Genomic DNA, 6468 nt, shown 5'->3' with positions numbered 1-6468 from the left:
TGAACCCCTTCTGCGAGATCGCTGTGGAAGAGGCCGTACGCCTGAAGGAAAAAGGCCTGGCGACCGAGATCGTCGTCGTTACCATCGGCCCGAGCACGGCTCAGGAACAACTGCGTACGGCGCTGGCGCTGGGCGCCGACCGTGCGATCCTGGTCGAGGCCGATGAAGCGCTCAATTCCCTGGCCGTGGCCAAACTGCTCAAGGCGGTTGTCGACAAGGAGCAGCCACAGCTGGTGATCCTTGGCAAACAAGCCATCGACAGCGACAACAATCAAACCGGCCAGATGCTGGCAGCGCTGAGCGGTTTCGCCCAGGGCACCTTCGCTTCCAAGGTTGAAGTCGCCGGTGACAAGGTCAACGTCACCCGTGAAGTCGACGGCGGCCTGCAGACCGTTGCGCTGAACCTGCCAGCCATCGTTACCACCGACCTGCGCCTGAACGAGCCACGCTACGCTTCCTTGCCCAATATCATGAAGGCCAAGAAGAAGCCGCTGGAAACCGTTACCCCGGACGCCCTGGGCGTTTCCACTGTCTCTACCCAACAGATCCTGCGCGTCGACGCTCCAGCTAACCGAAGCGCCGGCATCAAGGTCAAGTCGGTTGCTGAACTGGTCGAGAAACTGAAGAACGAGGCGAAGGTAATCTAAATGACTATCCTGGTTATCGCTGAACACGAAAACGGTGCCGTTGCCCCGGCTACCCTGAACACTGTTGCCGCTGCTGCGAAAATCGGTGGTGATATTCACGTACTGGTTGCTGGCCAGGGTGTTGGCGCCGTAGCGCAGGCCGCTGCGAACATCGCTGGCGTCAGCAAGGTGCTGGTTGCCGACAACGCTGCCTACGCGCACCAGTTGCCAGAGAACGTTGCGCCGCTGGTTGCGCAGCTCGGCAAGGCCTACAGCCACGTGCTGGCACCTGCGACCTCCAACGGCAAGAACATCCTGCCGCGGGTTGCCGCACTGCTGGACGTTGACCAGATCTCCGAGATCATCTCGGTTGAGTCGGCCGACACCTTCAAGCGTCCGATCTACGCGGGCAACGCCATTGCCACCGTGCAATCGAGCGCTGCGGTCAAGGTCATCACCGTGCGTGCTACCGGCTTTGACGCCGTTGCTGCAGAAGGCGGTTCGGCGGCTGTCGAAGCGGTTGCCGCTGCCCACGACGCGGGCAAGTCGGCGTTTGTCGGTGAAGAGCTGGCCAAGTCCGATCGTCCTGAGCTGACCGCTGCCAAGATCGTCGTTTCCGGCGGCCGTGGCATGCAGAACGGCGACAACTTCAAGCACCTGTATGCGCTGGCCGACAAGCTGGGCGCTGGGGTCGGTGCTTCCCGTGCCGCCGTCGACGCCGGTTTCGTACCCAACGACATGCAAGTCGGCCAGACCGGCAAGATCGTTGCGCCGCAGCTGTACATCGCTGTCGGTATCTCCGGTGCCATCCAGCACCTGGCGGGTATGAAAGATTCCAAGGTGATCGTTGCGATCAACAAGGATGAGGAAGCGCCGATCTTCCAAGTGGCCGACTATGGCCTGGTGGCGGATTTGTTCGAAGCCGTCCCGGAACTGGAAAACCTGCTGTAGGTTCACGCACAAACGCTGTTTACAGACGAAAAAAGGCTCGGAGAACCTTGACTCCGAGCCGAACAGCGCAGGGCCCTGCCCGTGCTGTTTGCATCAGCCAGATGCAGTGCGAACGTTGGCGTTAGCGCACGTTCGGCCAGCCCTGGAAGCTTGGCGTCACCCCAACGCAGGCCGGGGACGTCTTGCAGGCCCAGGGACTGTGCGCTTCCGGTGGCACCGAGACAAGCACGGTGAACACCAGGAAAAGCAGGATCAACAGAGGAACGGAATAGGCTAGAAGGCTTTTTATTTTCATTGTCGGCTTTCTCGTGACCTTTGATTCGGACCTACGTCGTGACGACGTGACGACGTACAGGTTCACCCTCCCTGGCCGGAAGCCGTCAAACGGCAAGCACGCTCGCCGTTCACGGCCCCGTTACAACTCAGCGCTCGTCGACAGTGACGATCTCACGACGCTCGGCCATGCTCGCGGGCACCAGGTCTTCATCGGTGAAGAACTGCTGGTACCACTCGCGCAGCTGGTACACCGGGCCGTCGTTTTCCGCCAGTACCGGCTTGTCGATACGGATCTTGTGCTTCCAGATGTCCACGTCCTGGTAGAACGAGGCGCGGTTACCCATGACATAGGCCTTGGCCACTTCGAGGTTCTGCTCCTCGCTCCAGCCCGGTATCCGCTTGACCATGCAACCAAAGCGCAGCTCAAAGCTGTCCGGGGTGACGGGCACGTGGCTGTTGAGCAGAATGGCATGCACACGAACGTCACCGAACATCGAGCTCAGGTGGGTGAAGTGGGTAGCAGGACCGTAGTAGGCCGACGGCGCGATCAGGTCACCGCCCAGGCGCTCGGAATCGCCATGGAAGATCTGCCGGCCGATATGCCCTTCAAAAACGTTGGCGAAATACTTGGTCGGGGTGCCATGCACAGGCCCGAAGTGCTGGGCATCCACCAGGTTGTCGACCAACTCGCGCGGGTTGGTTTCGATCAGCATGGTGTCGATGTTCCAGTCGTGAATCCACTCGGGATCGTCCATCTCGGCCAGGTGCGGGATGATCACGCCGTCTTTCGGCGGACGCCCCTCAGGGTTGTTCCAGACGAACAGCAGGTTGTTCTCCTCGCAGGTCAGCCAACTGCGGGTCTTGGCCTTGGGCGGTATACGCTTGCAGTAAGGGATTTCGACGCACTTGCCGGTGGTGTCGTACTTCCAATGGTGGAAGGGGCACACCACGGTATCGTTCTCGATGGTGCCCTGGGACAGGTCGGCGCCCATGTGCGGGCAATGGGCGTCAAGAATGCTGATCGCGCCCTCGCTGTTGGCAAACGCCACCAGACGGGTGCCAAAGATATTCAGGGTGTGCAGCTTGCCATCGCGGTAATCATCGGCCGCGCCCAGGCAGTGCCAGCCACGGGCATAACGGTGAGTACGCTGGGCGTTCTCGATCGAGAGTTCAGCGAGTTTCGTCATTGTTGTTGTTCCTCTGTTGGAAACTCTGGGGGAGCAATACCCCCTGAAAAAACAGGGTGAATCCATGGCAGACATCATTGAGCAGCCTGAGCAAGGTGCTCATCCTCCAATTGGACTAGATCAAGCGAGATCGACTCTCAACGCGCCACCCCATGATGGATTCGCCCCTGTCACCACACTGCAGGCGAAGCGCCTGAACGGCGCCCCACTCAAGCACTACTGACCGAAGCGACGCGCGGCCTCCGGGCCAAAGTCGCGCGGGCTGAAGCCTGGCTTGTTCAGTTGATAGCCGTTGCGCTGCTCGTTGATCAGGTTGAAGGCCAGGTAGCTGCCCGCGTTGAGGTCGTGGTAAAGCCCCACACCCGCTTGCTGTGCCTGGCTTTCATAGGCATAGAAGTAGTTGACCATCGAGGTACGCCACAGCTCGCCACGGTTGTCGTAGTTGTCCGCAAGCATCGGGAACCAGGTGTCTTCATCGATGTACAACTTGCGCTTGCCATACAGATGGCGGTAACCCGGCTTGAGGGTGCCTTCCAGCTCCCACACACGGTGGCGCTCGTAGCGCATGGCCTGCGGGTTGATGTGGCCTGGGGTGAGCAGGTCGGCGTACTTCAGGTTAGAGGCGTGCAGCCGGTAGGCGTTGTAAGGGATGTACATCTCGCGCTTGCCGACGATCTTCCAGTCATAGCGTTGCCCCGAACCGTTGAACAGGCGTACCTCGTCGACGGTGATCGAACCACCACTGCCCGGGAACGACATGTCGAAGCCATACCCCGGCGACTGCCGCACGCGGCGGGTGCCCGGGTCGTAGCGCCAGCTCTGGCGGGGTTCGGTCTTGTCGTTCCAGAATTCGGTACCGGTGTTGATCTCGCCCTTGTCACGCTGCGGCAGCAAGGTTTCGTTCAAGTAGAACGAGGAGTTGCCAACGGTGTCACCGATCTTGCCCGGCTCCAGTGCCGGCGCCAGGTTGCGTGAATGCACGCGACCCCAGTTGATGTTGCCGTCCTTGAGCACGTAGGCGTTGTCGGAGGTGTATTCCTCGGTCCAGGCACGCAGGGTGAAGGTCGAGGCGTTCTTCAGCAGTTCCAGGCCACTGCGGGGTACCGGGAACGGCGTACCGCCGGTTTTGCCGACCACACCCTCTCCGTCATCGACCAGGCGGGCAACGCTGGCGTTCTCGCGGGTCGCCTGGCACACCGAGTCGGGGACGCGGAAGTCCCGGTGCGACGGATAGACCGGCATGTTGAAGGTTGCGGGGTAAAGCTTGAACAAGGCTTTCTGCCCGTCGGACAAGTAGTCACTGTATTGCGCCAGGTTGGCTGCGGTGATCACGAACAGTGGTTTTTCGTCCGGGTAAGGGTCAACCGGGTGGTTGCCAGTGCCCTTGAAGTCGACATGCGGCGGAACCCCCAGCCACTTGCCACTGAACGGCGGGATGCTGCCGTCGGCGTTACCGCTCTTGTCAGCCCCCAAACAGGTCAAATCCTTGCCCAGGCGTGCCAGATCTTCCGGCGCCGCACTGGCCGTGCCAATCACACTGCACCCCAGCAACAGCGCTAACGTCCACCTATGCGTGACATTGGCAGTCCGCGAAACAGAACAACGAGAGGCCAGATTACTGCCGGTCATTTCTTATTCTCCTTGGTTACCGATAGCGGTCCCTCAGTATCAGCAGCCAATGGAGCCGGGAGCATCGTCCGCACGGACTAACGCATTTTTACAGCGACACGCTAGCCAGCGCTTACCGCCACCGGTAACGCACCCGGCTTACCCAGTGCAACAACGCTGTTGAGCATGATCCGCACCAGTTCGGTCTGGCGCCGCACACCGGTCTTGGAGAAAATCGAGCGCAGGTGCGCCCGTGCCGTATTGCGGCGGATGTTCAGGGTCTCGGAGGCTTCCTCCAACGACAGGCCGTTGGCCAGCTCCAGCGCCAGCGCCGTCTCTGCCGGGGTGAGGTTGTAGAGCTGCGAAGTCACTACATTGCTGACCAGCGATTTGCTCACGGCATCACGCACATACACCATCACGGTGGGCTTGCCCTTGCCCTCGACCAGTTCCTGTGACGGGATCAGTTCCACCACCACCCCCAGGCTGACCTGTCCGGATGGCCGGGAGATCGACATCGCCTCGGCCCCTTGCAACACATCGCCGCCTTGCCTGGCCCGCAGGAACGCATTGCGCACCAGCCGCAGCAGCTCTCGGTTATCGCTCGGGTAGGTGGCCTCCAGCCGGCCACCTACCACTTTGAGGCCGTCATTACTGTCGAGGATCTCCCGCGCCACCGGGTTCAGTTGCAGTACGTTGCCGCCCTCGTCGAGCACAATCGTCGCCACCGACAAGCGGCTGATGGTCTGCGAGTACAGGCTACCCAGCGACTCGCTGCGGTCCAGCAATGAGTGCATGTGCAAGGCGCGACGCAAATGCGGCAGCAACATCGCGCACATGGCCCGTTCGGCGGTCGAAAAACGCGGGTGGTCCTTGGGCCGGTTGATGCGGAAACGCAAGGTGCCGCCATCGGGCATGCCGATGTCGGCGCCTAGCATCTGGTAGCAGCCATAGGGCTCGCAAAACAGCAGGTAGAACGATGAACTGACCCACTCGGCATCGCTCATCAGGTCATCGATGGTGAACACCTGATCCGTGGGCAGATTGTTGAACAACGTGGACTTGGCGTAGTAGGCGTAATGGTTGATCCCACCCTCCCCCAGTTCGATATCGCCAGCGACCATCATCGGCGACAGGAACGGCTCATCCATCACCCGCAGGATCAGCGTGACGAAATTGGCCTGGAACAATGTCCGGATCTGCTGCAGCGATTCGGTCATGTGGCGGGTATCCAGGGCCGAATCGTACATATTGCCGATGATCTGTTCGTATTCGGCCAACTCAAGCCCCATTTCCGCCAGGACCTGAGTATTGGGCACGCTAGTTTGCATAGACACTCCCCAAGCGCAGGCCCTGTGGTGGTCTGAACCACCAGGGCCTGCATGATTTTTTATTGTGATGGGTTAGCTGCGCGCTTAACGACCTGCGAGCACACCGGAGAACGGCGGCGACGCCTTGGTGCCGAGTGAAGCGGCTTTCACAGCAACCAGTGGCCGGCCACGATTGAACCAGGCCGCAAGCGCGGGCAACAGGAAGATTGCGCCAAAGACATTCACCAGGAACATGAACGCCAGCAAAATGCCCATGTCGGCCTGCAGCTTGAGGGGGGCAAAGGCCCAGGTACCGACCCCGATCGACATGGTCAGGGCGGTGAACACCGCTGCCGTGCCACGCTGGCACATGGCGCGATAAAAGGCATGACGCAGGTCCCGGCCCTCAGCCATTTCATGCTGGATGCGCTCATACAAGTAAATGCCGTAGTCCACCCCGACCCCGACGCCCAGCGCCATCACCGGCAAGGTCGCGACTTTCAGGCCAAT

Annotated in this window: 6 protein-coding genes; 2 read left to right on the top strand and 4 right to left on the bottom strand. The window is 60.7% G+C overall.

The window, feature by feature from the left end:
• Positions 1-647, top strand: a 647-nt coding sequence (locus EKA13_RS25305; protein ID WP_065761827.1) for an electron transfer flavoprotein subunit beta/FixA family protein, incomplete at its 5' end; no start/stop codon positions are given.
• Complete coding sequence (locus EKA13_RS25300) at positions 648-1577, top strand: electron transfer flavoprotein subunit alpha/FixB family protein (protein WP_065761826.1); 930 nt, start codon at positions 648-650, stop codon at positions 1575-1577. It begins immediately after the preceding gene.
• Positions 1578-1999: 422 nt separating this feature from the next.
• Here EKA13_RS25300 and EKA13_RS25295 read toward each other — a convergent pair whose 3' ends face one another.
• The 4 genes from EKA13_RS25295 to EKA13_RS25280 form a co-directional block, all read right to left on the bottom strand.
• Positions 2000-3040 carry a 3-ketosteroid-9-alpha-monooxygenase, oxygenase component gene (locus tag EKA13_RS25295; protein ID WP_065761825.1) on the bottom strand — a complete coding sequence of 347 codons (1041 nt, stop codon included), beginning with the start codon at positions 3038-3040 and terminating at the stop codon, positions 2000-2002.
• A gap of 216 nt (positions 3041-3256) precedes the next feature.
• Complete coding sequence (locus EKA13_RS25290) at positions 3257-4669, bottom strand: DUF1329 domain-containing protein (RefSeq protein ID WP_245704421.1); 1413 nt, start codon at positions 4667-4669, stop codon at positions 3257-3259.
• A 101-nt stretch (positions 4670-4770) separates the two neighbouring features.
• Complete coding sequence (locus EKA13_RS25285; protein WP_065761824.1) at positions 4771-5979, bottom strand: LuxR C-terminal-related transcriptional regulator; 1209 nt, start codon at positions 5977-5979, stop codon at positions 4771-4773.
• An 84-nt stretch (positions 5980-6063) separates the two neighbouring features.
• Positions 6064-6468, bottom strand: a 405-nt coding sequence (locus EKA13_RS25280) for an MMPL family transporter (RefSeq protein WP_176717485.1), incomplete at its 5' end; no start/stop codon positions are given.

Source organism: Pseudomonas defluvii, assembly GCF_001695625.1.
Classification (GTDB): Bacteria; Pseudomonadota; Gammaproteobacteria; order Pseudomonadales; family Pseudomonadaceae; genus Aquipseudomonas; species Aquipseudomonas defluvii.
This window is presented reverse-complemented; position numbering and strand designations above follow the sequence as displayed.

Coding starts and splice junctions, on each gene's coding strand:
- EKA13_RS25295 (WP_065761825.1), bottom strand. CDS start 3,040: ATGACGAAACTCGCTGAACTCTCGATCGAGAACGCCCAGCGTACTCAC.
- EKA13_RS25300 (WP_065761826.1), top strand. CDS start 648: ATGACTATCCTGGTTATCGCTGAACACGAAAACGGTGCCGTTGCCCCG.
- EKA13_RS25290 (WP_245704421.1), bottom strand. CDS start 4,669: ATGACCGGCAGTAATCTGGCCTCTCGTTGTTCTGTTTCGCGGACTGCC.
- EKA13_RS25285 (WP_065761824.1), bottom strand. CDS start 5,979: ATGCAAACTAGCGTGCCCAATACTCAGGTCCTGGCGGAAATGGGGCTT.